The organism is Glutamicibacter soli (genome assembly GCF_003309065.1).
Classification (GTDB): Bacteria; Actinomycetota; Actinomycetes; order Actinomycetales; family Micrococcaceae; genus Glutamicibacter; species Glutamicibacter soli.
In genome coordinates this window covers 1-24,040 of the sequence record NZ_POAF01000008.1, presented here as the reverse complement: position 1 = coordinate 24,040, position 24,040 = coordinate 1, and the positions used below count along the sequence as shown (strand labels likewise).

At 64.8% G+C, this 24,040-nt stretch carries 21 protein-coding genes and 1 pseudogene; 9 read left to right on the top strand and 13 right to left on the bottom strand.

What is annotated here, in order from left to right:
- Positions 1–30 precede the first annotated feature (30 nt).
- The gene (locus tag C1H84_RS15355) at positions 31–1,332 is read right to left on the bottom strand and encodes a cation:dicarboxylate symporter family transporter (protein ID WP_047118666.1); all 1,302 of its coding nucleotides are present in this window, start codon (positions 1,330–1,332) and stop codon (positions 31–33) included.
- Positions 1,333–1,401: 69 nt separating this feature from the next.
- On the opposite strand from C1H84_RS15355, the gene C1H84_RS15350 reads away from it, so the two are divergent.
- The 3 genes from C1H84_RS15350 to C1H84_RS15340 all read left to right on the top strand — a co-directional run bounded on the left by C1H84_RS15350 (position 1,402) and on the right by C1H84_RS15340 (position 4,816).
- A complete protein-coding gene (locus C1H84_RS15350; protein ID WP_052772298.1) occupies positions 1,402–3,213 on the top strand; it encodes a sensor histidine kinase in 1,812 nt (603 codons plus the stop codon).
- Positions 3,214–3,249: 36 nt separating this feature from the next.
- A complete protein-coding gene (locus C1H84_RS15345; protein WP_425323572.1) occupies positions 3,250–4,008 on the top strand; it encodes a response regulator in 759 nt (252 codons plus the stop codon).
- A 67-nt stretch (positions 4,009–4,075) separates the two neighbouring features.
- Positions 4,076–4,816 carry a VIT1/CCC1 transporter family protein gene (locus tag C1H84_RS15340; RefSeq protein ID WP_053797753.1) on the top strand — a complete coding sequence of 247 codons (741 nt, stop codon included), beginning with the start codon at positions 4,076–4,078 and terminating at the stop codon, positions 4,814–4,816.
- An 81-nt stretch (positions 4,817–4,897) separates the two neighbouring features.
- Here C1H84_RS15340 and C1H84_RS15335 read toward each other — a convergent pair whose 3' ends face one another.
- Complete coding sequence (locus C1H84_RS15335) at positions 4,898–6,814, bottom strand: AMP-binding protein (RefSeq protein ID WP_113607894.1); 1,917 nt, start codon at positions 6,812–6,814, stop codon at positions 4,898–4,900.
- A gap of 187 nt (positions 6,815–7,001) precedes the next feature.
- Between C1H84_RS15335 and C1H84_RS15330 the strand changes: the two genes are divergently transcribed.
- From C1H84_RS15330 to C1H84_RS15305, 6 genes are all read left to right on the top strand, one after another.
- Positions 7,002–7,646: a GntR family transcriptional regulator gene (locus tag C1H84_RS15330; RefSeq protein WP_047118663.1), complete on the top strand. Its 645-nt coding sequence runs from the start codon at positions 7,002–7,004 to the stop codon at positions 7,644–7,646.
- Positions 7,647–7,653: 7 nt separating this feature from the next.
- A complete protein-coding gene (locus C1H84_RS15325; RefSeq protein WP_047118662.1) occupies positions 7,654–9,171 on the top strand; it encodes an MmgE/PrpD family protein in 1,518 nt (505 codons plus the stop codon).
- 2 nt (positions 9,172–9,173) lie between these two features.
- Positions 9,174–10,103, top strand: a complete 930-nt coding sequence (gene prpB / locus C1H84_RS15320; RefSeq protein ID WP_053797750.1) for a methylisocitrate lyase — start codon at positions 9,174–9,176, stop codon at positions 10,101–10,103.
- 112 nt (positions 10,104–10,215) lie between these two features.
- Positions 10,216–11,358, top strand: coding sequence for a bifunctional 2-methylcitrate synthase/citrate synthase (locus tag C1H84_RS15315; protein WP_113607893.1), 1,143 nt, complete (start codon positions 10,216–10,218; stop codon positions 11,356–11,358).
- A 166-nt stretch (positions 11,359–11,524) separates the two neighbouring features.
- Positions 11,525–12,022 carry a DUF2975 domain-containing protein gene (locus C1H84_RS15310; RefSeq protein ID WP_146956135.1) on the top strand — a complete coding sequence of 166 codons (498 nt, stop codon included), beginning with the start codon at positions 11,525–11,527 and terminating at the stop codon, positions 12,020–12,022.
- A complete protein-coding gene (locus C1H84_RS15305; protein ID WP_053797747.1) occupies positions 12,022–12,276 on the top strand; it encodes a helix-turn-helix domain-containing protein in 255 nt (84 codons plus the stop codon). Before C1H84_RS15310 ends, C1H84_RS15305 begins: the two co-directional genes overlap by 1 nt.
- Here C1H84_RS15305 and C1H84_RS15300 read toward each other — a convergent pair.
- From C1H84_RS15300 to C1H84_RS18715, 11 genes and pseudogenes are all read right to left on the bottom strand, one after another.
- Positions 12,263–12,760, bottom strand: coding sequence for an 8-oxo-dGTP diphosphatase (locus tag C1H84_RS15300; protein ID WP_053797746.1), 498 nt, complete (start codon positions 12,758–12,760; stop codon positions 12,263–12,265). The genes C1H84_RS15305 and C1H84_RS15300 overlap by 14 nt on opposite strands.
- 21 nt (positions 12,761–12,781) lie before the next feature.
- A complete protein-coding gene (gene xerD, locus C1H84_RS15295; RefSeq protein WP_053797745.1) occupies positions 12,782–13,768 on the bottom strand; it encodes a site-specific tyrosine recombinase XerD in 987 nt (328 codons plus the stop codon).
- Complete coding sequence (locus C1H84_RS15290; RefSeq protein WP_053797744.1) at positions 13,722–14,384, bottom strand: NUDIX domain-containing protein; 663 nt, start codon at positions 14,382–14,384, stop codon at positions 13,722–13,724. Before C1H84_RS15290 ends, xerD begins: the two co-directional genes overlap by 47 nt.
- 155 nt (positions 14,385–14,539) lie before the next feature.
- Positions 14,540–16,222, bottom strand: coding sequence for a CTP synthase (locus C1H84_RS15285; protein WP_047118654.1), 1,683 nt, complete (start codon positions 16,220–16,222; stop codon positions 14,540–14,542).
- 107 nt (positions 16,223–16,329) lie between these two features.
- Positions 16,330–18,084 (bottom strand): DNA repair protein RecN, encoded by a 1,755-nt coding sequence (recN, locus tag C1H84_RS15280; protein WP_113607891.1) that lies wholly within the window; start codon positions 18,082–18,084, stop codon positions 16,330–16,332.
- A gap of 125 nt (positions 18,085–18,209) precedes the next feature.
- The gene (locus C1H84_RS15275; protein WP_047118652.1) at positions 18,210–19,238 is read right to left on the bottom strand and encodes an NAD kinase; all 1,029 of its coding nucleotides are present in this window, start codon (positions 19,236–19,238) and stop codon (positions 18,210–18,212) included.
- A 91-nt stretch (positions 19,239–19,329) separates the two neighbouring features.
- Entirely contained in the window at positions 19,330–20,121 is a 792-nt protein-coding gene (locus C1H84_RS15270) for a TlyA family RNA methyltransferase (RefSeq protein WP_113607890.1), read from the bottom strand.
- Positions 20,118–20,321, bottom strand: coding sequence for a hypothetical protein (locus C1H84_RS15265; protein ID WP_047118650.1), 204 nt, complete (start codon positions 20,319–20,321; stop codon positions 20,118–20,120). Before C1H84_RS15265 ends, C1H84_RS15270 begins: the two co-directional genes overlap by 4 nt.
- Positions 20,318–21,334, bottom strand: coding sequence for an HAD-IIA family hydrolase (locus C1H84_RS15260; RefSeq protein ID WP_047118649.1), 1,017 nt, complete (start codon positions 21,332–21,334; stop codon positions 20,318–20,320). Before C1H84_RS15260 ends, C1H84_RS15265 begins: the two co-directional genes overlap by 4 nt.
- Positions 21,335–21,380: 46 nt before the next feature.
- Complete coding sequence (locus C1H84_RS18335; RefSeq protein WP_047120628.1) at positions 21,381–22,187, bottom strand: tetratricopeptide repeat protein; 807 nt, start codon at positions 22,185–22,187, stop codon at positions 21,381–21,383.
- Positions 22,188–22,817: 630 nt separating this feature from the next.
- Positions 22,818–23,687: pseudogene (locus C1H84_RS18715) on the bottom strand (hypothetical protein); the annotation flags it as partial.
- Positions 23,688–24,040: the final 353 nt, after the last annotated feature.

Sequence of the window (24,040 nt, the reverse complement as noted above, 5' to 3'; positions counted from 1 at the left end):
ATGCTTGCGAGGCTGGTGGCCGGTTGGCGGCTAGTGCATGCTTTCTTCCATGAGCGCCTCGTCGAACGGGCGCTGTCCGGAGAGCACTGCCTTGGCCTGGTCCAGGTCTACCTCGTGGGTCCACTTGCCGATCAGCAAGGTGGCTACCGCGTTGCCGGTGAAGTTGGTCAGCGCTCGGGCCTCGGACATGAACTTGTCGATGCCCACGATCACGCCCATGCCGCCGAGCAGCTCCGGGCGGTGCGCCTGCAGGCCAGCGGCCAAGGTGGCCAGGCCGGCGCCGGTCACGCCGGCTGCGCCCTTCGAGGCGATGATCATGAAGACCAGCAGGCCGATCTGCTCACCGAGGTTCATCGGCATGCCCATGGCCGTCGAGACGAACAGCGCCGACATGGTCAGGTAGATGGCAGTGCCGTCGAGGTTGAACGAGTAGCCGGTCGGGACGGTGATGCCGACCACCGGCTTCGAGACACCCACGTGCTCCATCTTGGCGATCAGGCGCGGCAGGGCCGACTCGGAGGAGGAGGTCGAGAAGATCAGCAGGTACTCGCGGGCCAGGTACTTCAGCAGCAGGAAGATGTTCAGGCCGGTGACCAGGCGCAGCATGGTGCCCAGCACGAAGACGATGAAGATGATGCAGGTCAGGTAGAACGCGCCCATGAGGATGGCCATGGAACCGATGGCGGCCCAGCCGGTGGCGCCCACGACGGCGGCGATGGCGCCGAAGGCACCGATCGGCGCAACCCACATGATCATCATCATGATGCGGAAGACGACCTTCTGGATGGCCTGGATGCCGTGCAGCACCGGTTCGCCACTCTTGCCCATGCCCTGCAGCGCGAAACCTACGAACAGTGCGACCACCAGGGTCGGCAGCACCGGCAGGGATCCCGGGATCAGCGACATGAAGAAGTCGACGGTGCCGTTTTCGGTCTTCGGCTTGTTCGGATCGTAGGGCTGCAAATCAAGGCCCTCGCCCGGGTGGATGATGTTGCCCACGACCAGGCCCAGGGCCAGCGCGAAGGTGGACATGCCGATGAAGTACAGCAGCGCCAAGCCGCCGACCTTGCCCACGGTCGCAGCCTTGGCGATGGAACCGATGCCGAGCACGATGGTGCAGAAGATCACCGGGGCGATGATCATCTTGATCAGGGCGACGAACCCGTCGCCCAGCGGCTTCAGGGCCTTGCCCAGATCAGGGGCGACCAGGCCGATGATGGCGCCGAGCACCACCGCGGCGATCACCGAGATGTAGAGCCAGTGCGTCCGGTCCTTCTTCTTTGCCTGCTGCGGCGCATCGGATGCCGCCGAATCGTGCTCGGTGATAGCCATGAAAGTGACCTGTCTTGTGAGTGGGAACCGCGACGGCGTCGTTGCCGGACGGCATTCCGTAGAATCGTTATGTCCATCGTGCGCGCCTTCGTGATTTTCATCTCCGTTGAGTTCATATTGGTCACGCACACCAGTGCAGCCACGGCCGGCCGGCCGCGCGGCGGCCACGCGAAGGGGGAAGCCTTGACCGATCATTTCGCCGATCACCCCTTGCCCCGCCCGCTGGATTCCCGCAACGACCCGGCCCCGCTGACCCGCGACGGCTGGTCCTTCGCGGTGCTGATCTTCTCGGCGCAGATGCTCGTGGTGCTGCTGGTGGTCGCCGGGCTGGCGATCGCCACCTACCAGCAGCAGAACCGGGTAATCCTGGAGGACAAGCAGTCAACGGTGGCGGCCATCTCCATCACCCTGGCCAACGACCCGTTCGTCAGCCAGGCCCTGGCGGGCAAGAACCCCACCGAACAGCTGCAGCCCTATGCGAACGAGATCCTGAACCGCGCCCCGGTGGTGGACTTCATCACGATCATGACCCCCGACCGGATCCGCGTCACCCACCCCGACCCGGAGCAGATCGGCAGACCCTATTCCGGCTCCACCAGCCAGGCGCTGCACGGTGAGGTCTACAACGAGCAGGCCGTGGGCACGCTGGGCAACTCGGTACGCACCATCGCCCCGGTCTACCACCAGGGCAGGCTCGTGGGCATGGTGTCCACCGGCATCACGCTGCACAACCTGCAGCTGATCTACCGCAGCGAAATCCCGCAGATCCTGCTGGTCTCCGCGCTGACCCTGCTGCTGGCAGGCTTCAGCGCCTGGTTCTTCTCCCGTTACGTCAACCAGGCCACCCTGGGTTTCGGCCCGCACGGGCTGCGCCGGCTGTACGCGTTCTACTTCTCCGCCCTGCACTCGGTGCGCGAGGGGCTGGTGCTGCTGGACCGTCGGCACCGCATCGTGCTGTACAACCAGGAAGCGGCCCGGCTGCTGGGCTTGCCCGAAGAAGTCCCCGGCGAGGGCATGGATCCGCAGGAAGTGCAGATGCCCGAGACCCTGCGCGAGCTGATGGTCACCGGGCGCAGCTGCAAGGACGAAATCCATCTGGGCGCCCACACCGTGCTGTCAGTTTCCCAAGGCCCGGCGAAGCTGACCAATACGAACCTGCCGCGCGTGGGTGGTTCCTGGCGCGGCTGGTTCGGCATCCAGCCGCTGACCGGGCAGGTGCTCACGCTGCGCGACCTGACCGAGGTGCAGGAACTGGCCGGCGAGCTGCAGTCGCTGAAGACCTTCTCCACCGCGTTGCGCGCCCAGACCCACGAGCACGCCAACCGGCTGCACACCATCGCCACGCTGATCGAGAACGGCAAGGTCGACCAGGCGCTGGCCTTCGCGGTGGACGACCGGCAGCACTCGCAGCAGCTGACCGACGCGATCGTGCACAGCATCGACGACGTCTACCTCTCCAGCCTGCTCGTGGCCAAGGCCGCCCAGGCCCACGAACGCGGCATCCAGCTGGACATCAGCGCGCAGGGCGTGATGCCCACCGACGCGTTCGCCGCCACCGACATCGTCACCATCGTCGGCAACCTGCTGGACAACGCGCTGGACGTCTCGGTAGGCACCGAGGATGCCACGGTCTGGGTGGAGGTCACCGCACTGGACGACGAGCTGATCATTTCGGTGGCCGACTCCGGACCTGGCATCGAGCCCGAGTTCCTGGAGAACCTGCTGCGCTTCGGGGTCAGCACCAAGTCCGGGGCGCAGCCGCGCGGGCTCGGGCTGGCCCTGGTCCAGCAGGCGGTGCTGCGCCTGGATGGCACAATGAATGTGGACAACGACGCCGGGGCGATCTTCACAGTGACCTTGCCCTTCACCCCGCGCAGCTAGCCCGCGCCGAGGGCACAACGATTTCGGGAGGAGCCGATGGGCACCATGCAGACCGCGAACACCCCCGGGCCGGGAACCCTGCACCCGCTGCGGGTGCTGGTCGTCGACGACGAACCCGACACCGCCGCCGCCCACGCGGCCTTCGTCAACCGCATCGAGGGCTTCACCGCGGCAGCGGTGGCGGGCAACGGGCAGCAGGCGCTGAGCCTGCTGGCCGACGCGGTGCAGGCCGGCGAGCCCTTCGACCTAGTGCTGCTGGACATGACGCTGCCCGACCTGCACGGCATCGACGTGGCCAAGCGCATGCGCGGGCGCGGGCTGACCACCGACATCATCGCCATCACCGCGGTGCGCGACCTGGCGGTGGTGCGCTCGGCGGTGGCCACCGGCATCACCCAGTACCTGATCAAGCCCTTCACCTTCGCGGTGTTCGCCGAAAAGCTGGAAAACCACCGCCGCTTCATCGCCTCCATGCGCTCCACCGGGCCGGACGCCAGCCAGGCGGCCCTGGACACCGCCTTCTCCGCGCTGCGCACTTCGAGCGCCTCCACCACGCTGCCCAAGGGGCTGATCCCCGAAACCCTGGCGCAGATCAGCGAGCATCTGAATGCGAGCGCCGGCACAGCCTTCTCCGCCACCGAGCTGGCGGACCAGCTGGGCATGTCCCGGGTCACCGCCCGCCGCTACCTGGAACACCTGGCCGAGTCGAAGGCCGCGGTCAAGCAGCCCCGGCACGGCACCCGCGGACGCCCGGAATACGAGTACAGGGCCGCGTCCGCGTTCTCCGGCAGGTAACCCATACCAAACTTACCCAAGCCAAACCATCCTTGTCAGCGCCCGATCCACGGCGCATGATGGCAGTATGAGCAATGAAAACCAGGAGATCATCTCCGCGATCCAGCACCCCGGCGAAGCCCACGGCGAGCAGAACGTGGGCCAGCGGCTGAACTGGCTGCGCGCCGGAGTGCTCGGCGCCAACGACGGCATCGTGTCAGTGGCCGGCGTGGTGGTGGGTGTCGCCGCGGCCACCCCGAACAATCTGGCAGCCATCGCCACCGCTGGCATCGCGGCCCTGGTCGCCGGCGCCTTCTCCATGGCCGGAGGCGAATACGTCTCGGTCAGCACCCAGCGGGACACCGAGCGCGCTCTGCTGGCCAAGGAACAACGCGAGCTGCGCGAGCAGCCGGAGGAGGAACTTCAGGAGCTCGCCGGGCTGTACCGCCAGCGCGGGCTGTCCGAAGAGCTGGCCCTGCAGGTCGCCCGGGAGCTGACCAGCCACAACGCGTTGGCGGCGCACGCGGAGGTGGAGCTGGGCATCGACCCGCAGGAGCTGACCAGCCCGTGGCATGCCGCGCTGTCCTCCTTCATCGCCTTCACCGTCGGCGCGCTGATCCCGCTGGCCATGATCCTGCTGCCCTTCGGCAGCGAAATCATCAACACCGCGTTGGCTGTGGTGCTGGGACTGTTCCTCACCGGCTGGATCAGCGCGCGGCTGGGCGGCGCCCCGCTGGTTCCGGCCATCGTGCGCAATGTCCTGATGGGTTCGGCCACCATGGCCGCCACCTACCTGATCGGCCTGCTCTTCGGCGTCGCGGTCAGCTGAGGCTTCCGCCCCGATTAAACACCCGTGCCCTGCCTGCGACGATTCGCACGCAGGGCACGGGTGCTTCGGGGTCGCCGGGCTCTAGGCTTCCGGACGCAGCAGCGGCATCAGGTCATCGAGCACCGCGGTGTCCTCGATGGTCGAAGGCACGGTGTATTCCTTGCCGTCGGCAATCTGGCGCATGGTCTTGCGCAGGATCTTGCCCGAGCGGGTCTTGGGCAGCGCGGCGACCACGGTGACCTCGCGGAAGTCGGCCACCGGGCCGATGTGCTGACGCACCAGGGCCACGATTTCCTTCTTCAGCGCTTCCTCGTCGGCTTCGACGCCGGACTTGAGCACCACGTAGCCGCTGGCCCGCTGGCCCTTGAGCGCGTCGGCCAGGCCGATGACCGCGCATTCGGCCACGGCCGGGTGGCTGGAGAGCACCTGCTCCATGGCGCCGGTGGACAGCCGGTGGCCCGACACGTTGATCACGTCGTCGGTGCGGCCCATTACGAACAGGTAGCCGTCCTCGTCCAGGAAACCCGAGTCGCCGGTGAGGTAGTAGCCTTCCAGCTGGCTCAGGTAGGTGTCGATGAAACGCTGGTCGTCGCCCCACAGGGTGACCAGGGCGCCCGGAGGCAGCGGCAGGCGCACCACGATGTTGCCTTCCTCGCCGGTGGGCACCTCCTCGCCCAGGGCGTCGCGGATCTGCACGTCGAAGCCCGGCACCGGGGTGGTGGGGCTGCCGGCCTTGGCGGGAAGCTGTTCCAGGCCCAGCGGGTTGGAGGCGATCGGCCAGCCGGTTTCGGTCTGCCACCAGTTGTCCACCACCGGGATGTTCAGCAGCTCGGAGGTGAAGTGGTAGGTGTCCGGGTCAAGGCGTTCGCCGGCCACGAACAGCGCCCGCAGGCTGGACAGGTCGTGGGAGGTCATCAACCCGCCGGTCGGATCCGCCTTGCGCACCGCGCGCAGCGCGGTCGGGGCGGTGAACATGGTGGTGACCTTGTGGTCTGCGATGATGCGGCCGAACACGCCGGCATCCGGGGTGCCCACCGGCTTGCCCTCGTAGAGCACCGTGGTGGCGCCGGCGATCAGCGGCGCGTAGACGATGTAGGAGTGTCCCACGACCCAGCCCACGTCCGAGGCGGTGAACATGGTGTCCCCCGGGTGCACGTCGTAGATGGCGTTCATGGAGAACTGCAGCGCGGTGGCGTAGCCGCCCGTGTCGCGCACCACGCCCTTGGGGGCGCCGGTGGTTCCGGAGGTGTACAGCACGTACAGCGGGTGGGTGGACGGCACCGAGACCGGCGCGGCAGGCTGCGCGGTTTCAGCCAGCTGGTCCCAGTCAAGCCAGTTGATGTCCTGCCCGTTGATCGGCTTGCCGTGGTATTCCTCGATCGAGTGGGCGAAGCCGTCGCGGTGCGCGACGATGACGTCCTTGACCGCAGGCTCGGCGAGGCTCAGCGCCTCGGCGACGGCCGGCAGGTACTCGATGCGGCGCGAAGGCTCGATGCCGCCGGTCGCTGCCACGATGGCCACCGGCGCGCAGTCGGTGATGCGCGCTGCCAGTTCCTTGGGGGCGAAGCCGCCGAAGACCACCGAGTGCACCGCGCCGATGCGGGCGCAGGCAAGCATGGAGACCAGGGCCTGCGGAACCATCGGCATGTAGATCAGCACGCGGTCCCCGGTCTTGACTCCGCGTGCGAGCAGCACGCCGGCGAAGATCTCGACCTCGCGCAGCAGCTGCGCATAGGTATAGGTCTGGACTGTCCCGAGCATGGCCGAATCGTAGATCAATGCGGCCTGGTCGCCGCGTCCGGCGGCCACGTGGCGATCCAGCGCATTGACCGACAGGTTCAGCATGCCGTCGGGGAACCAGCTGTACAGCGGCTTGCGCGAAGCATCGACGGCTGATGACGGCACCGTATCCCATTGGATATCCTTGGCGGCCTCAAGCCAGAATGTCTCCGGATCAGTGCTCGCTTGATCAAAGGCCTGGCGGTAGGTCTGCGCCATGGTGTTCTCCTCCGGCGTCGGGCGTCGCTGCCCGGCGTCCTGTTAAATATCTGGACTCGTCCTCGTATACATAAGCCTATGACTACAGTCACACAATCACAACATCCGTGTATACATATTTCGTACTTTTCTAAAATATTTTCCGAGCTTTGCCCCATTTGACTGGGTTTGTGTATACACTCGAAGCATGAGAGCAAGTGACAAGGTCTACGAGAGCCTGCGCACCGACATCGTCGAGTGGCGCTTGCACCCGGGAACCGTGCTTGCCGAGGTTGAACAGTCGGAACGACTAGGTGTTTCCCGCACTCCGGTACGCGAAGCCCTGGCCCGATTGGTGGCCGACGGATTGGCGGTTCCTCAGCGGGGCCGCGGAGTGGTGGTTTCAGAGGTCAGCGAAGACCATCTGGAAGATCTCTTCGTGCTGCGCCGCGCACTGGAAATCACCAGCGCCAGGCAGGCCGCCTTGTCGGAAAACCGTGCTCAGTTCGCATCCCTGGCCGAGGATTTCGACCGGTCGGTGCATCTGGCGGATCTCTCCGGGGCCCGCGACGACTACTACCAGCTGGTCGCCCGACTCGACGAGATGGTCGACGACGCGGCCAACAACCCGTACCTGGCCACCGCGCTGCGCACCCTGCGCGTGCATCTGCAACGGGTGCGCCGGCTGGCCAAGGACAATCCCGACAGGCTGCGCGACTCGGCCCGCGAACACGCGGCCATCGCCTGGGCGATTGCCGAGGGGAACGCAGAGGTGGCGGCGGCCGCCACCACCGTTCACCTCCACAAATCTTTTACACACATCAAGACATACACAGTTGGATCCGAAAGGTAGCATCTCCATGATCAACCACCCAGTACGCGTATACCGCTCCGAGGAAAACCTGGCCCGCGAAGACCAGCTGGCCCACAAGATCGCCACCGTCGCCGCCGACCCGGTCGAGGTCACCAGCGAAGTCACCGAGATGATCATCAACCGCATCATCGACAACGCCTCGGTGGCCATCGCGTCGCTGAACCGCGGCCCGATCGTCGCGGCCCGCGCCCAGGCGCTGACCCACGCGCCGTCCACCGGCGGCCAGGGCGCCTCGGTGTTCGGCATCTCCGAGAAGGTCTCCCCCGAGTGGGCTGCCTGGGCCAACGGCGTGGCAGTGCGCGAGCTCGACTACCATGACACCTTCCTGGCCGCCGAGTACTCCCACCCGGGCGACAACATCCCGCCGATCCTGGCCGTGGCGCAGCACACCGGCGCTTCGGGCAAGGACCTGATCCGCGGCATCGCCACCGGCTACGAGATCCAGGTCGACCTGGTCAAGGCCATCTGCCTGCACAAGCACAAGATCGACCACGTGGCGCACCTGGGCCCATCGGCCGCAGCCGGCATCGGCACCCTGCTGGGCCTGGACGTCGAGACCATCTTCCAGGCCGTTGGCCAGGGCCTGCACACGACCACCGCCACCCGCCAGTCGCGCAAGGGCGAAATCTCCACCTGGAAGGCCCACGCCCCGGCCTTCGCCGGCAAGATGGCAGTTGAGGCAGCCGACCGCGCCATGCGCGGCCAGACCTCCCCAGTGCCGATCTACGAAGGCGAAGACGGCGTCATCGCCTGGATGCTGGACGGGCCGGACGCAGCCTACGAGGTTCCGCTGCCAGAGGCCGGCGAAGCCAAGCGCGCCATCCTCGACACCTACACCAAGGAGCACTCGGCCGAGTACCAGGCGCAGGCCTGGATCGACCTGGCCCGCAAGCTGCACGGCGAGCACCCGGAAGCCGCGGATCCGAAGAACGTGAAGTCGGTGCTGATCAAGACCAGCCACCATACCCACTACGTCATCGGCTCCGGCGCCAACGACCCGCAGAAGTACGATCCGACCGCTTCGCGCGAGACCCTGGACCACTCGATCCCGTACATCTTCACCGTTGCACTGCAGGACGGCGCATGGCACCACGTGGATTCCTACTCCCCTGAGCGTGCCGGCCGCGCCGACACCGTTGAGCTGTGGAACAAGGTGACCACCGAGGAAGACGCCGAGTGGACCCGCCGCTACCACTCGCTGGACATCGCAGAGAAGGCCTTCGGCGGTTCGGTGGAAATCACCCTGAACGACGGTACCGTGATCACCGATGAGATCGCCGTCGCCGACGCGCACCCGCTGGGCGCACGTCCGTTCGCCCGCGAGCAGTACATCAACAAGTTCCGCACCCTGGCCGAGGGCCTGGTCGACGAGGCGGAGATCAACCGCTTCATCGCCGCCGCCGAGAACCTGGAGAACCTTGCAGCCGGCGAGCTGGACCAGCTGAACATCCAGGCCGCCGACGGTGTCATCAACCTGGAAACCGCACCTAAGGGACTGTTCTAATCATGTTGTACTCAACCAAGACCCCAGCCGCGAAGCGCGTAGCGCTGCGCGAAATGCTGACCCCGGGAGCTGCCCGCCAGTTCCCCGGAGCCTTCAACCCGCTCTCGGCCAAGCTGATCAGCGAGAAGAACTTCGACGGCGTCTACATCTCCGGTGCGGTGCTGGCCAATGACCTGGGCCTGCCGGACATCGGCCTGACCTCGCTGACCGAGGTCGCCACCCGCGCCGGGCAGATCGCCCGCATGACCGACCTCCCGTCGATCGTTGACGCCGACACCGGCTTCGGCGAGCCGATGAACGTGGCCCGCACCATCCAGGAGCTGGAATACGCCGGCCTGGCCGGTTGCCACATCGAGGACCAGTTCAACCCGAAGCGCTGCGGGCACCTGGATGGCAAGAACGTGGTGGATACCGAAACCATGCTCAAGCGCATCGCTGCCGCCGCCGACGCACGCATCGACGAGAACTTCCTGATCATGGCCCGCACGGACATCCGTGCGGTCGAGGGCCTGGCTTCGGCCGTGGACCGCGCCAAGGCCATGGTGGATGCCGGCGCGGACGCGATCTTCCCGGAGGCCATGAAGAACGTGGCCGAGTTCGAGGCGATCTGCAATGCAGTGGACGTGCCGGTGCTGGCCAACATGACCGAGTTCGGCAAGTCCGAGCTGTTCAACCGCCAGGAACTGGCAGATGCCGGCGTCGCGCTGATCATCTACCCGGTCACCCTGCTGCGCAGCGCCATGGGCGCGGCGGAGCGGGTGCTGGACGCGATCAGCGAAGACGGCACCCAGCAGCGCGAAGTGGATAACATGTTAACCAGGTCACGTCTGTACGAGCTGGTGGACTACGAAGCCTACAACCGGTTCGACACCGGAATCTTCAACTTCCAGGTCCCAACCCTGGACATCGATTCCAACAGCGCGAATCTCTAAACAGGAGCCACCGCACTGTGGCAGCGTCCGGTTGCGCGGGCCGTCTGAATTCTTCGACGGCCCGCGCTACCGGCCTAAAAGTCTTGAAAGACAATTCAGGAGGAGTACGACCATGAGCACGAGCACCGAAGACATCAAGAAGGGTCTGGCTGGAGTCGTCGTCGACTACACCGCCGTATCCAAGGTCAACCCAGAGACCAACTCCCTGCTCTACCGCGGCTACCCGGTACAGGACCTTGCAGCATCCAAGTCCTTCGAAGAGGTTGCCCTGCTGCTGTGGAACGGCGAACTGCCGTCCCAGAGCGAACTGACCGAATTCACAGCCTTCGAGCGCGCCAACCGCACGCTGGATCCGGCCGTCAAGGCCGCCATCGACCTGTTGCCGGCCGACTGCCACCCGATGGACGTGGGCCGCACCGCGGTCTCCGTGATCGGCGCCAACCACTCGCAGTCGGAGAACTCCTCCGTCGAAGCCGAGCTACTGAAGTCCAAGGAGCTGTTCGCGGCCTTCCCTGCTGTCGTGGCCTACGACCAGCGCCGCCGCCGCGGCCTGGACGTCGTCCCGCCGCGCGACGATCTGGATTACGCAGCCAACTTCCTGTGGATGACCTTCGGCGAAGAAGCAGCGCCTGAGGTCGTCGACGCTTTCCGCGTCTCCATGGTGCTGTACGCGGAGCACTCGTTCAACGCGTCGACCTTCACCGCTCGCGTGATCACCTCGACCCTGTCGGACCTGCACTCGGCAGTCACCGGCGCCATCGGCGCCCTGAAGGGCCCGCTGCACGGCGGCGCCAACGAGGCCGTCATGCACACCTTCACCGAGATCGGCATCGACAAGGACGAGTCCCGCGAGAACGCCGCCAAGCGCGCCAAGGCCTGGATGGAAGAGGCCCTGGCAGCCAAGAAGAAGGTCATGGGCTTCGGCCACCGCGTCTACAAGCACGGCGACTCCCGCGTTCCGACCATGAAGGCCGCACTGGATCGCATGATCGAGCACTACGGCCGCCACGAAATGCTGGGCCTCTACGACGGCCTGGAAGCTGCCATGGACGAGGCCAAAGCCATCAAGCCGAATCTGGACTACCCGGCAGGCCCGACCTACCACCTGATGGGCTTCGACACCGAGATGTTCACCCCGATCTTCATCGCGGCGCGCATCACCGGCTGGACCGCACACATCATGGAGCAGCGCGCCTCGAACGCCCTGATCCGCCCGCTCTCTGCCTACAACGGCCCGGAGCAGCGCGCACTGTAAAAAGTAGCGCCTTGCCGCCGGCCCGGACCTCGCGTCCGGGCCGGCGTTTTTGTGTCCGCAGCACGTCCCCACGGACGAGCACCTCCGCTCGGGATTGCCTAGATAACGATCAGGAGTTATCGTTTAACGATAGATACCATCTGTAAAACGATAAGTGAGGTGAACCGTGAGCCGATTCAGCATTGTGGCACTCAGGGGGATTTTGGCTGTGGTCCTGGCCGGGACGCTTTTTGTCCAATTGGTCATGGTGCCGATGATCGCGGTGAACGAGGTGTCGCACCCCGGAGCTCCGGATGTGCCCGCGGTCGCGCTGCTCGCGTACTTGGTTCTGGCCGGGATCGTCATCGAGATCTGCTCGGTCTGCGTCTGGAAGCTGGCCACCCGCGTGGCCCGCAGCACGGTGTTCGACCCTGCATCGTCCAAATACGTCGGACCGATCATCTGGTCGATCGCCGCCGGATCGCTGGCCACCTTCGCCCTTGCAGCCCTGCTGGCGCCCGGCGAGGATATCGCCCCGGGAATGGTCCTGCTCATCGGCGGCTTCGGAATCCTGCTGGCCGGAATCTCGGTGATCGTGTTCGTCTTGCGCCAGCTGCTCCTCCAGGCCACGCAGACCGAAGCGCAGGCCGCCGCCCTGCGCACCGAGCTCGGCGGTGTCATCTGATGGGCATCCGTGTCGATATCGACGTCATGCTCGCCAAGCGGAAGATGGCGGTCGGAGAGCTGGCTGAACGGATCGGCATCACTCCGGCCAATCTGGCGGTATTGAAGAACGGGCGGGCCAAGGCGGTCCGCTTCACGACCTTGCAGTCGTTGTGCGAGGTCCTGGGCTGCCAGCCCGGGGACCTGCTCGTCTACGAACCCGACACCGCCCAAGCCGAAGCCGGGCAGGACACCACGCCCGCTACCAGGGGGTGATCTGCACCGACTCGACGCCGAGGTTGTCCTGCGCCATGATTACTGTCGCGGTGAACATCTCCCCGCCGATGATGAGCGGAAGCCAGTGCTCCGCGTCCTGCCACATGTGATCGACCGGCAGGTTGGCCACCGGGTACCAGCGCGGTTCCAGCTCCTCGCTGGCCACCGGCTCACCCTGGTAGCTGGTGGCCAGGAAGACTTGGCAGTCCATGTCCGAGGCAGGCCGTACGGGAAAACGGAACAGGATCGTGGCTCGGTGGACCGGGGCGCTTTCTGTGACTTGCAGCCCCGTCTCCTCTTCCAGCTCCCGGATCGCGGCGGCCGCGGCCTGCTCCCCCGGCTCGATTTTTCCGCCGGGGGCCACCATGTTGCCGGCTCCGAAGCCGGTGAGCTTGCGGCCCAGCAGCACCTCCTGCCGCTCGCCCTGGCCGCGCAGGACCAGCATCAGCACCACCGGCTGGGGATGGGTCTTGTTTGCGCTCATGATTGCTCTCCTGCTGGGACTCTAGTTCACGCGCGGGTGCGCCAGCTGATAGGCCTCGCGCAGTGAATCGACGCTGACCTTGGTGTAGATCTGGGTGGTGGTCACCGATGCGTGTCCCAACAGCTCCTGCACCACGCGCACGTCCGCACCGCCCTCCAGCAGGTGGGTGGCGAATGAATGGCGCAAGGTGTGCGGCGAGACTTCGGTGCTGATACCGGCCCGCTGCGCGGCCTTGGACAGGATCATCCAGACGGACTGCCTGGAGAGCCGCCCGCCGCGCTGGTTCAGGAACAAGGCGGGAGTGCCTTTGCCCTTGGCCGCCAAGCCGGGACGGGCGCGGACCAGGTAGTCGCTGACCGCGCGCTGGGCATAGGCCCCCACGGGGACTACTCGTTCCTTGGAGCCCTTGCCGAACAGCCTGACGACCGAGTCATCGGAAAAATGCAGATCGTCTACGTCCAGCGCGACCACTTCGGAAATGCGCGCCCCGGTGGAGTACAGGAATTCAAGGATTGCGCGGTCGCGTAGCCCGGCCGGGGTGTCCACCGCGATTGACTCGAGGATGCTCGTGACCTCGGCGATGGAAATGGCCTTGGGCAGCGATTGTCCCACCGCGGGAGGCTGCACCTCGCGCGCCGGATTAGGGGCGCAAATGCCTTCCAGTTCCCAGTACTTGTGCAGCTGCCGCACCGCCACGGTATGGCGGGCCACCGAGCGGGCGCCGAGCGGTGGGTGCACCTCGTCGCCACGAGCCAGCTGCTGCAGGTACCCGTTGACGTGCGCCTCGGTGATGGCGTCGGGAGTTCCCACGCCGGCCTCTTCCAGCGTTTCAAGATAGCGGGTCAAATCCCGCCGGTACGAGGACAGCGTGTTCTCGGCCAAGCCGCGTTCAATCGCCAGGTGCTGCAGATAACGGCGCAAACCGGGGGCCAGCGAGGGGCCCAAAGCGGTTTCGGCTGGCTTACTGATTGCGAAGCCCCGGGTGCACGTCGAAGGGCTCCTCGGCATCGCGCAGCGTGGCATAGCCAGTGGCGCGGGCCGCGTTGGCCGCCAGCAGGCCGATGACCGCCGTCGGGTTGTGGATCTTTCCGGCTAGCACCTGGGCGATGGCTTCGTCCAGCGGCACCCATTCGGTGATCATTTCTGCTTCCTCGTCGGTACGGGTGTGGCGATGGTCTTCGGGGACCAGCTCGACTCCGCGGGCCAGATAGATGCGCACGGCTTCGGAGGATGAGCCCGGGCTCAGGAACACGTCGGTGAGGATCGACCACTGCTGCGCGGTGCGGTCGGCTTCTTCCCACAGCTCGCGCTTGGCGGCGTCCAGTGGCGGCTCCCCCGCGATGTCCAGCAGACCGGCTGGCAGCTCCCACAAACGCATCCCCACCGGGTGCCGGTACTGGTTGACCATGAGCACACGTTCGCTCTCGTCGATCACCAGCACGGTGACCGCTCCGGGGTGCTCGATGTAGTCGCGTTCGATGACGGCGCCTTCGTCGGACAGCTCCACGGAATCATGCAGCACATTCCAGATCCGGCCTTCGTACACGGTTTCGCGGGCGACCAGTGTGCGCGGGGAAAGTTCGTCCGAGATCTGCTGGCTCTGCACGTTGTGGTCCTTGCTCATGAAACTTGGTTCTCCTGTACTAGACGGCGGGTCCGAAAATTCGGCTGGCTCCATGTCCAGCTTAAATGCATACGCGCCGGTCACGATGACCGGCGCGTATGGCTTCAGCTCTGACGCTGCCTGCGAGGCGCCGTCAGCGGCTGAAGTGTGGCTGTTTAGACGTCGCGCTGAGCGATTGCCGCTTCCACCAGACCAGCGAACAGCGGGTGCGGGCGGGTTGGGCGGCTGGAGAGCTCAGGGTGGGCCTGGGTGGAAACGTAGTAAGGATGAACGTCCTTCGGCAGTTCCACGTACTCGACCAGGCTGTTGTCCGGCGAAGTTCCGGAGAAGACCAGGCCTGCTTCCTCCAGCTGCGCGCGGTAGGCATTGTTGACCTCGTAGCGGTGGCGGTGGCGCTCTGCGACCTCGGTCTTGCCGTAGGTCTCGGCGACGACGGAGCCTTCCAGCAGCTTCGCGTCGTATAAGCCAAGACGCATGGTGCCGCCCAGGTCGCCCTTGCCCTCGACGATGTCCAGCTGCTCTTCCATGGTCGCGATGACCGGGGTCGAGGATGCTGGATCGAATTCGGTCGAGGAAGCCTCCGGCAAACCAGCCATGTTGCGAGCGTACTCGATCACCATGGACTGCAGGCCAAGGCATAGGCCCAGAGTAGGCAGCTTGTTCTCGCGGGCGAACTTCAGTGCGCCGAGCTTGCCTTCAAGGCCGCGGATGCCGAAGCCGCCCGGGACGCAGATCGCCTCCGCGCCGGCCAGCGCCTTCTTGGCACCGGCTTCGGTGGCGCATTCGTCGGATGGGACCCAACGGATGTTGACCTTGGCCTGATTGGCGAAGCCGCCAGCCTTCAGTGCTTCGGTGACGGACAGGTAGGCGTCCGGCAGGTCGATGTACTTGCCGACCAGCGCGATGGTCAGTTCGGTCTTCGGATTGTGCACCACGTCCAGCAGGCGGTCCCAGTCTTCCCAGTCCACATCACGGAACTTCAGGTCAAGGGTCTGCACAATGTAGGCATCCAGGCCCTGGGCGTGGATGACCTTCGGAATGTCGTAGATGCTCGGGGCATCGGCGCAGTTGATAACCGCTTCGGTATCCACGTCGCAGGTGCGGCCGAGCTTGGCGCGCATCTCGTCCGGGATCTCGCGATCCGATCGGATGACCAGCGAGTCAGGCTGAATGCCGATCGAGCGCAGGGCTGCGACCGAGTGCTGAGTAGGCTTGGTCTTCAGTTCCTGGCTTGGGCCGATGTACGGAACCAGGGAAACATGGACGAAGAACGCGTTCTTTCGGCCGATGTCCTGGCGTACCTGGCGTGCTGCCTCCAGGAATGGCTGGGACTCGATATCGCCAACGGTGCCGCCGATTTCGGTGATGATGACGTCGGGAGCCGACTTGCCTTCACCCGGTTCGGTGGCGGCCAAGCGCATACGGCGCTTGATCTCGTCGGTGATGTGAGGGATGACCTGGACGGTGTCGCCAAGGTACTCGCCGCGGCGTTCGCGTTCGAGGACGGTGGAGTAAACCTGTCCGGTGGTCACGTTGGCGCTGCCCGGTAGGTTCTCATCCAGGAAACGCTCGTAGTGTCCGATATCCAGATCGGTTTCGGCGCCGTCATCGGTAACGAAGACTTCACCGTGCTGGAAGGGGTTCATGGTACCTGGATCGACGTTCAGGTACGGATCGAGCTTCTGCATGGTCACAGAAAGACCACGAGCTCGAAGAAGATGTCCAAGGCTGGATGCCGTCAAACCCTTACCCAGGGAGGAGGCCACACCGCCGGTGACGAAGATATGCTTTGTCGTTTCAGACGACCGAGAATCACGAGTATTATTACGCTGCACCACGGGATTTCATCCTATCACCATTCTTTTACCAAGCATCCACACTCACTGTAGTGCACGGGTTCGCGAAGCCCTAGTTTGCTTCGAGATTTGCGCGCCGACGTTGAAAATCAAGGCTTCTTCGATTCGCTGGCGGTGAGCGAACACACTAATTTTTGCGCATCCGCCAGCAATTCTTCAGCATGCGCCTGCGCCGTATCGGATTCTTCCTGCCCGGCAAGCATGCGCGCCAGCTCGCGGATGCGGGCTGGCTCATCGAGAGCGACGACGTCGCTGGCGGTGAACCCGGCCCCAGCGTTGGATTTAGCATCCGAATTCTTGATGACACGGATGTGCCGGTCGGCGTAGGCGGCGACCTGCGGCAGGTGGGTCACGACGATAACCTGGACATGACGGGCCAGCATGGCCAAACGTTCGCCGATGCTGACCGCCGCCTTGCCGCCGACGCCTTGGTCGACCTCGTCGAAGATAAACGTCGGCACGGGATCCACGGCCGCCAGCACCACTTCGATGGCCAGCATGACGCGGGAGAGCTCGCCGCCGCTGGCGCCCTTGCCCAGCGGGCGCGCAGAAGCCCCGGCATGCGGCGCGAGCAGCATGGAAATCGAATCCTGGCCGAAGGCTCCCGGTTCTTCGAGTTCGTTGACCTCAATGACGAGCTTGGCATCAGGCATGGCCAGTGCGGTCAACTCCGCCGAAACTCGGGTCGACAGCTTCTTGGCGGCCTTGCGGCGGGCGTCGGAAAGGTCGGAGGCTAGCGCCGCGACCTTCTGTTCCAGCGCGACGACCTCATCTTGGAGCACTTCGATGCGCGAGTCATCCCCTCCCAGAGATTCCAGGCGTTTACGAGCGGTCTGCGCCCACTCGATGACTTCGTCGATGCTGGGTGCGTATTTGCGCAACAGCTTGCCCAGGTCTGCGCGGCGCGCCTCGACCTGCGCCAGCAGCTCGGGGCCTTCCTCGTCCAGATCCGCCACGTAACCGGCAAGATCGCTGGAAAGCTCCGACGCCAGAATGCCGAGTTCAGCGGCCCGTTCAGCAAATCCGGAGAGCACCGGGTCGTCCCCGCTCGCCTGGACCAACACTCCCCTGGCTGTTTCAACAAGGGTGGTGATTCCAGGGCTCTCGAAGTCCTCGGAGTCGATGACAGCCTGGGCCTGCAGGCTGGCGTTGCGCAGGGACTCGATATTGCCCAGCTTCATGGACTGCTCGCGCAACATGTCGTCTTCTCCGGGCTGCGGATCCAGCGAGTCGATTTCATCCAGTGCCAGGCGGAGGTTCTCGGCCTCCCGCACCCGGTTGCGCGAATCCTGCGTCAACGAGGCCAGCTCCTTGGTGGCTGCGCGCCATTGGCGGTAGCTGCGCTGGTAGCTGCCGAGGATACGGGCTACGCCGCTGCCGGCAAATCGGTCGAGCGCGTCACGCTGGGCCCCGGGCTCCTTAAGGCGGATCTGGTCGGACTGGCCGTGCACGGCCACAAGCTCCTGGCCCAGTTCAGCCAGCAAGCCGACAGGCGCGCTGCGCCCGCCTACGGTGGCCCGTGAGCGCCCCTGCGCCGACAGCGACCGCGAGAGCAGCAGTTCACTGCACTGGCCAGCCGGTTCGATGAAGGCGCCGGCCTGGGCGGCCGCGTCGAGCACGTGGTGGTCAGGGTCCAAGTGGATGACGGCCTCCGCCAGGGCATGGTCAGCCCCGGTGCGCACGGCGCCGGCATCTGCGCGGCGTCCCAGCAGCAACGAGAGCGCGGTGATCACCATCGTCTTGCCTGCACCGGTTTCACCGGTGACAACCGTCAGCCCGGGGCCGAGCGGCAGGGTGGCATTGGTGATGACGCCCAGGTTGGAGATCGAGATTTCCTGAATCATGGCCTGCTCCCGAAAGTCGAGTTCAAGTTCAAACGTGCACGATTAGTATATGTGTTCTAAGCGCACTTTCGTAGCTAGATTCGAAGAAGTGGAAAACTTATGGCGTTTTCCGCTGCAGGGAAGGTCTATGGGCGAGGCTCGTCCCCGCTGCCGACCATGGGGATTCCGGGCTCGTCCTTATGGTGCGGTTCGACGCTCTGCAGACCCGGACCGATCACCGGAAGCGCGGTGGTGGCGGCCCGCCGCATGTCGTCCTTGGCCGGCCCGCGCCAGCCGGTGATCGGCAGTTCGAACTTGTTCACCAGGCGCTCGGAGAACGGGGTGGTATTCAACCGCGCAAGGCGCACCGGCGTGTCGCTGCGCGTGACCTCGATACGCGCTCCCGGCGGCAGGTCGATGGTGCGGCGGCCGTCGCACCACAGCACTGCTCCTGCATCCGTGCGCGTGAGCATTTCCACGGCCATCACCGAGTCGGGCGACACGACCAAGGGTTTGGCGAAGAGCGCGTGGGCGGAGATCGGAACCATGATCAGTGCAGCCACGTCTGGCCAGACCACTGGGCCGCCGGCAGAGAAGGAGTAGGCCGTCGAGCCAGTCGGAGTGGCCATGACGACGCCGTCGCACCCGAAGGTGGAAATCGGTCGGCCATCGACCTCGATGACCACCTCGACCATGCGTTCACGGTTGGCCTTTTCCACCGCTGCTTCGTTCAGCGCCCAGGTTTCGGCCAGGCAGATATTGTCTTGCCAGACCTTGACCTCAATGGTCATGCGCTCCTCGACGGTGTAGGTCTTCTCGACCAGCGCCTTGACGGTGGCTGCCAATTCGGTGCGCTCAGCTTCGGCCAAGAATCCCACGTGGCCCAGGTTCACGCCGACCAGCGGCAAAGGGGCGGCGCGGACCAATTCCGCGGCGCGCAGCACCGATCCATCGCCGCCGAGGACCACACCCAACTCGATGTCTTCCACCGCGCAGTCGTCATGCAGGATTTCAACACCGGGAACAGGCTCTCCGACAGCGCGAATCACCGCTTCCTGGTCCTTGGCCCGCATGACCGGTACGGTTCCGGCTTCGGCAAGCAGTTCGCAGGTTTCCAGCGCTGCAGCGATCGCTTCTTTTCGGCCGGTGTGGGCGAAGACTAGGATCTTGCGCAAGGCGGCGTGCCCCTCTCAACAGTGATGAGTGATTGGCTCTGCGATATGCAGTCGGTTTCCCTAAGTTCTCGGAAAACGCCGCATCTCTTAACTAAGAATAGTCAACGGCATGGATCATTGCGGATTTCTCGGCATCATCCTGCGATTTCGCTGCAGCGCTGAGCCAGAGGAAAAACTCCATGTTGCCGTCCTGGCCGGCCAGCGGGCTGCGCGCCAGACCTCGCAACGCGAGACCGCATTCAGCGGCCTTGGCGACCACTGATTCCACCGCGCCTTGGCGCAGCTGGGGGCTCGTGACAACGCCGGTGCGGTTCAGGTGTTCGCGCCCGACCTCGAACTGGGGCTTGACCATCAGCACCAGCGAGCCGCCGGGACGCGTCGCCCCGGCCAGCGCCTCGAGCACAAGGCGCAGCGAGATAAAGGACAAGTCCGCTACAACCAAGTCGACATCTCCACCGATATCCTCCGGCGTCAGGTATCTGACGTTCAGCCCCTCATGGACCGATACGCGGGGGTCAAACCGGATTTCGTCGACGAGTTGGCCATGGCCGACATCGGCGGCGACCACGTGGCCGGCTCCCCGCCGCAGCAAGACGTCAGTGAATCCTCCGGTGGAAGCCCCTGCGTCAAGGCAACGCAAACCTTCAGGAGAAATGGTGGTAAATACATCCAGGGCGCCGGCAAGTTTGTGCCCCGCCCGGGAAACGTAGTGCTCCCCTTCGACCTGGGTGAGCACTACTGACGTTGAGTCGGATACCTTCTTGGACGCCTTGGAGGTTTCCAGCCCATCCACGAGCACCCTGCCTGCCTCGATGAGCTTGGCGGCTTCGGTGCGCGAGCGCGCCAAGCCGCGTACCACCAGCTCCTGGTCCAGACGGTTCACGAGCCTGACTCCGATCGATTCAGTTCCTGCTGCAGGCCGCCGAGCAGCTGCTCGTAGATGCCCGCATGCTCGGTAACGTCATGGTCTGCCAGGGAGGAGAGCGCAGCTTCCAGCGCCTGCTCGTCGAACTGGGGCGCACCGCCGTGCATGGCGCCGGGGACCCCGGGACGCGGCGTCGGCGCGGAAGGAAGATCGCTCACTGCTTTTCACCGTTCTTGCGGCGCAGCATCTGCAAGCCGCGCGAGGTGAATTCGATTTCAGGGGATTCATGGGTGCTCTGGCGCGGGTGCGCGAGCCACCAGGCGTGGCAGGCCGCACGCCAGGCGTTGAGATCCGACTCGTTGCCGTCGACGGCGATCTTGCCGTTGTCGATGCGGGCCACCGCATCACCGACCTGCACGCCGTAGCCCAGCACCTTGATGGTCGGGTAGGGACGGTAGATGTCGGCCAGCGTGGCAATTAGGTAGTTCGGGCGTTGCTCCACCGGTGCACCGAGTGCGGTGGCAGGGGTATCGACACCCGTGAGCACCATGGCGGTGGAGAATCCGGCATGGAATCCGCCGAGGATATCGGTGTCAAGGCGGTCGCCGAGCACCAGCGGGCGCTTGGAATCCAGGCGGTCCGCGGCGCGGGAGAAGAGATAGGATTCGGGTTTGCCGGCCACACGGGGGGTTACCCCGGTGGCCAGCTTCACCGCGTGGACCAGCGATCCGTTACCCGGGGCAATGCCCTCGGCGCGCGGAATGGTCAGGTCCGTATTCGTGGCAACCCATTTGGCGCCGTTCTGGATTGCGTAGGAGGCCTCAGCCAGGTCGTTCCAGGAGACCTCTGGATCGAATCCCTGGATAACCGCTACCGGTTCGTCCTTGTGGGATTCGACCACTTCAAGGCCCCGTACGGCGATGCATTCTCGCAGATACGGGGAGCCCACCACCAGCACCCTGCTGCCGGGATTCAATTCACGGGCCAGCATCTCCGCCCCGGCATCTGCCGAGCCGAAGACCTGTTCCGCGCTAGTCTTCACGCCCAGCTGGCGCAGGTGCGCCGCGACCGACATGGGCGAACGTCCGGCGTTGTTCGTGATGAACGCGTGTGCCACGTTCACCTCGGCCAGCGCGTTCAGCGATTCCACTGCGTCGGGAATCGCGTTCGGTCCGGCGTACACGACGCCATCCAGGTCGGAGAGGACAGAATCAAATCCGGAGATCAGCATGGGGAGGTGGTTCCTACTTCATCAAACGACGGGTACTACTGCGAGTCTACTTTGCGGCGTCCTCGTCGGTGATCTCCGAGACCTCGTCGGAGATGTGATCAGCGTCAACCTCGGCCAGGCCGTCTTCCTCGTCGATACCGGTTTGCTCGGCGGCCGATTCGGTGTCGTCCTCTGCGTCGGATTCGGCGGTTTCCCCAGACGAAGCGCCCTCTTCAGGGGTTTCGTCGGAGTCAGCTGCTGCCTCGGAATCGACCAGATCACGGGCACGAGGAGCTTCTTCTTCCTCCTCGTCCATCTCGGGAGCAAGATCGACGATGAAGGACTCGGTCTCTTCCTCGATGCCCAGGGCACGTTCGGCTACTGCAACCTGCTTCTCCCAACGGGCGGCTTCCTCGGTGCGGCCGGCGGCTGCGAGCAGCTCGGCGTAGACGGCGAACAGGCGAGGGCTGAAGGAGAAGGCGCGGTTGAAGTTCAGCTGCTCCAGGGACTCCAGTGCGGCCAAGGCCTCATCAAGCTTGCCGAGGTCTGCGAAGCAGCCGGCCAGGACGATCTGCATCTCGACCTTGACCGATGGTTCCAGATTGGCGGACTCTTCGGATTGGGCCAGCTCGATGGCCTTCTCCACACGGCCCAGGCCGCGCAGCGAATCAGCGATCAGCGGCAGGTTGTAGTCCGAGCCGGAGATACGGCGGTGGGTGCGCAGCTCGCGCAGCGAATCGGCGTACTTGCCTGCGTGGTAGGCGGCGATGCCAACGGCCTCGCGGACCACCGCCACGCGTCCGCCACGGCGGGAAGCAGCCAGGGTGTGCTCGTAGGCCAGCTCTGGATCCTCTTCCAGCAGACGGCCGGCCATCACCAGGTGCTTGGCAACCCAGCTGGCGGACCGTTCTTCCAGGTAGCGCAGCTGGGCGCGGGCGACGCGGTCCAGTTCCTTGCCGGTGACGTCCTCATCGATCTCCGGGGACTGCGAGCGGTCTGCTCGGTTCGAAATACGCAGATCACCAGGGTTGTGCGCCTTCGGCTCTTGGGCACGGGGATCTTCGAACTTCTTCTCGCCACGAGGCTTGAAGTCACGATCGTTGCGCTTGAAATCGCCGCCACGATTGTCGTCGCGGCGCTTGAAGTCGCCTCGGTCGTTGCTGCGCTTGAAACCGCGATCATCATTGCGGTCATCGCGGCGCTTGAAGTCGCCTCGGTCGTTGCTGCGCTTGAAACCGCGATCATCATTGCGGTCATCGCGGCGCTTGAAGTCGCCTCGGTCGTTGCTGCGCTTGAAACCGCGATCATCATTGCGGTCATCGCGGCGCTTGAAGTCGCCTCGGTCGTTGCTGCGCTTGAAACCGCGATCATCATTGCGGTCATCGCGGCGCTTGAAGTCGCCTCGGTCGTTACTGCGCTTGAAACCGCGATCATCATTGCGGTCATCGCGGCGCTTGAAATCGCCGCCACGGTTGTCGTCATTACGGCGGAAGCCACCACGGTCATCATTGCGATCCCCGCGGAATCCGCCACGGTTATCGTCACGGCGCTTGAAGTCGCCCCCACGGTTGTCATCGCGACGTTCGCCACGGAAGCCACCGCGGCTGTCGTCGTTACGGCGGAAGCCACCGCGCTCGTCATTGCGGTCATCGCGGCGCTTGAAATCGCCGCCACGGTTGTCGTCGTTACGGCGGAAGCCACCACGATCATCATTGCGATCCCCGCGGAATCCACCACGGTTATCGTCACGGCGCTTGAAATCGCCACCACGGTTGTCATCGCGACGTTCGCCATGGAAGCCACCGCGGCTGTCGTCATTACGGCGGAAGCCACCACGATCATCATTGCGATCCCCGCGGAATCCGCCACGGTTATCGTCACGGCGCTTGAAATCGCCACCACGGTTGTCATCGCGACGCTCGCCACGGAAACCACCACGGCCATCGTTGCGGTCGCCACGGAATCCACCGCGGTTGTCGTCGTTACGGCGGAACCCACCACGATCCTCATTGCGATCCCCGCGGAACCCGCCACGGTTGTCATCGCGGCGCTCTCCACGGAAGCCACCGCGGTCATCGTTGCGGTCGCCGCGGAATCCACCGCGGTTATCATCGCGGCGCTTGAAGTCGCCGCCACGGTTGTCGTCATTTCGCTTGAATCCGCCACCGCGGTTATCGTCACGACGCTTGAAATCGCCGCCACGGTTGTCGTCACGGCGCTCACCACGGAATCCGCCACGATCATCGTTGCGCTTGAAACCGCTGTTGTTGTCATCGCGACGCTTGAAACCGTCGCGGGAGTTGTTGCGGTTTGAATCTGAGTTCCGGAAGTCGCCCTGTCCATTGTCGGAACTACGGCGGAAATCGTTAGACATTTAATGTCCCCTTCAGCGGATATCTCAATACCGCAACCTTCGTGTTCGCCTCAGCGAAACACTTCACTATTTACAAATCACCATGCATCAATGGCATGTACGTCTAGTTCAAGTCTACGGGAGTAAGCACTTCTACCATAGGGATTCGCCTCTAATGTGTGCAGACACTCATGTGACCAGAAGCAGCTACTAATCCGCACCCACCATTCGGGCGAGGCTCATGAATAGGCAGCAAGGAGTTCCGCCGCATGCCCAGGTATGTTGCTTCTTTCCCTGTTAAACAAAAAAGGGGGGAGCCACCGCTCCCCCACCCCACCGGCAGGCCGTCCCGGCCAGACCACCCGCCCCGTGGA

Excerpts from the sequence above, each read along its gene's own strand:
- C1H84_RS18335 (WP_047120628.1), bottom strand. The coding sequence starts at position 22,187 with ATGGCCGGCCGTCTGCTGGAAGAGGATCCAGAGCTGGCCTACGAGCAC.
- C1H84_RS15305 (WP_053797747.1), top strand. The coding sequence starts at position 12,022 with ATGGGCATCCGTGTCGATATCGACGTCATGCTCGCCAAGCGGAAGATG.
- C1H84_RS15335 (WP_113607894.1), bottom strand. The coding sequence starts at position 6,814 with ATGGCGCAGACCTACCGCCAGGCCTTTGATCAAGCGAGCACTGATCCG.
- C1H84_RS15330 (WP_047118663.1), top strand. The coding sequence starts at position 7,002 with ATGAGAGCAAGTGACAAGGTCTACGAGAGCCTGCGCACCGACATCGTC.
- C1H84_RS15350 (WP_052772298.1), top strand. The coding sequence starts at position 1,402 with ATGTCCATCGTGCGCGCCTTCGTGATTTTCATCTCCGTTGAGTTCATA.
- C1H84_RS15315 (WP_113607893.1), top strand. The coding sequence starts at position 10,216 with ATGAGCACGAGCACCGAAGACATCAAGAAGGGTCTGGCTGGAGTCGTC.
- C1H84_RS15260 (WP_047118649.1), bottom strand. The coding sequence starts at position 21,334 with ATGCTGATCTCCGGATTTGATTCTGTCCTCTCCGACCTGGATGGCGTC.
- C1H84_RS15325 (WP_047118662.1), top strand. The coding sequence starts at position 7,654 with ATGATCAACCACCCAGTACGCGTATACCGCTCCGAGGAAAACCTGGCC.
- C1H84_RS15345 (WP_425323572.1), top strand. The coding sequence starts at position 3,250 with ATGGGCACCATGCAGACCGCGAACACCCCCGGGCCGGGAACCCTGCAC.
- C1H84_RS15355 (WP_047118666.1), bottom strand. The coding sequence starts at position 1,332 with ATGGCTATCACCGAGCACGATTCGGCGGCATCCGATGCGCCGCAGCAG.
- C1H84_RS15300 (WP_053797746.1), bottom strand. The coding sequence starts at position 12,760 with ATGAGCGCAAACAAGACCCATCCCCAGCCGGTGGTGCTGATGCTGGTC.
- xerD (WP_053797745.1), bottom strand. The coding sequence starts at position 13,768 with ATGCCGAGGAGCCCTTCGACGTGCACCCGGGGCTTCGCAATCAGTAAG.
- prpB (WP_053797750.1), top strand. The coding sequence starts at position 9,174 with ATGTTGTACTCAACCAAGACCCCAGCCGCGAAGCGCGTAGCGCTGCGC.
- C1H84_RS15340 (WP_053797753.1), top strand. The coding sequence starts at position 4,076 with ATGAGCAATGAAAACCAGGAGATCATCTCCGCGATCCAGCACCCCGGC.
- C1H84_RS15290 (WP_053797744.1), bottom strand. The coding sequence starts at position 14,384 with ATGAGCAAGGACCACAACGTGCAGAGCCAGCAGATCTCGGACGAACTT.
- recN (WP_113607891.1), bottom strand. The coding sequence starts at position 18,084 with ATGATTCAGGAAATCTCGATCTCCAACCTGGGCGTCATCACCAATGCC.